Source organism: Romboutsia sp. 13368, from assembly GCF_018336475.1.
GTDB lineage: Bacteria > Bacillota > Clostridia > Peptostreptococcales > Peptostreptococcaceae > Romboutsia.
The window spans coordinates 916,588-918,141 of record NZ_CP048741.1 but is presented as its reverse complement, the minus strand read 5'-3'; the positions used below and the strand labels follow the sequence as shown (position 1 = coordinate 918,141).

At 30.1% G+C, this 1,554-nt stretch carries 1 protein-coding gene; it reads right to left on the bottom strand.

Features of this window, described 5'->3' with window-relative positions:
- Positions 1–64: 64 nt before the first annotated feature.
- Entirely contained in the window at positions 65–1,369 is a 1,305-nt protein-coding gene (locus tag G3997_RS03690) for a conjugated bile salt MFS transporter (protein WP_296648289.1), read from the bottom strand.
- Positions 1,370–1,554: the final 185 nt, after the last annotated feature.

Genomic DNA, 1,554 nt, shown 5'->3' with positions numbered 1-1,554 from the left:
AAAAGGTATTAATTGATACCTTTATTTTTTATATTATTTAACAATGCTATATACTNNTATTTATTTATATAACTTCTTTTGTAGAATTATTTGTTAAATTTGCTATTCTTTCTTTATTTAACTTAGACATACCTATAGAAGCAAGTACTAAAGCTCCGTAGCATACTAATATAAATGCGAATACAGACCACCATGCAACCATGTATCNNNNGCTATCAACTAAAAMTCCAAATACTGATGAACCAGCAGCAAATCCTACAGCGAAGAATATTTGAACTACACCTAATATAGCTCCGAAATCTTTTTGACCAAAGAAAGAACCTGTTAACATAGATGGTCCTATCATATATGCAAATACTGATAAACCTTTTGTTAATGCAAATACGAATGCAAGTAATGCTAATTCTTTAGAGAACATTAAAGATACACAAGATACAGCTGCTAATATGAATGCAACTACAAGTCCTTTAGTTGTTCCTAGTTTATCAAATATTACACCACCAAATAGGTTTCCACCTAAGCAGAATAATGCAAATACAGATCCAACAGAAGCTACTAAAGCAGGTTTAAATCCAGCATCAGAACTTAAGAAAGCTGGGTATTGAACAGCTAAAGCAGATACATACATACCTAAGAAGAATAAACCAAATCCAAATAACCAGAAGAATTTAGTTTTTGTAGCTTCTTTAAATGTAAATCCAGAGTTATCAACTGATTTTTCTGTTGACTTTTCTTCTTTAGCTTTTTTACCTTTTACAACTTCACTATCATTTTTAGGCATTCTTAATAAGAATAAAGATACTGGTATACCAACTATTAAAGATAAAGCACCAAATATCATATAAGACTTAGCAGCCCCATTAGCAACAAGAGAAGATACAACTAATTGTTGTAAGAATATGTTACCAAGTCCACTACCAGCAAATGCTATACCCATAGCTTTACCTTTAGATTCTTCATCAAACCATCTATTTATTACAAGAGGAACCCCTATTGAAGATATAACAGCAGTACCAACTTGAACAACAGCAGCAACTAAATAGAATTGCCATAATTGGTTACACATAGAGAATGCTAAGAATCCTCCACCAGAAAGTATACATCCTAATAAAAATAGCATCTTAGTATTTATCTTATTAAATAATACACCTATAAATGGTGATGCAACAGCAGATGCAACTGTACCTAATGTGAATATTAGAGAAAATCCTGCAAGTGTAAATCCTTTTTCTTCAACTATATAACTTACGAATTGTGGTTGTATGTTTGAAGCAACTCCAAATGGAATAGCTTGTATAAGCATACATGCAACAACTATAAGCCAACCAGTTGCAAATTTCTTGCTTTTGTTCTGATTTAAAGCATCCATATTATTATTTCTCCTTTATGTTGTATTAAATTTTATAATATTTTTAAAAGCTTGCTATAAAGAATATAGCAAGCAAATAAAAATATTAACACAAAAAATGTTGAAACAAGCAATAAAAATATTAACACAAAAAAAAATGAAAAGTGAATAATTAAGGGGAATGTTTGATAATAAGCAGAGGAAAA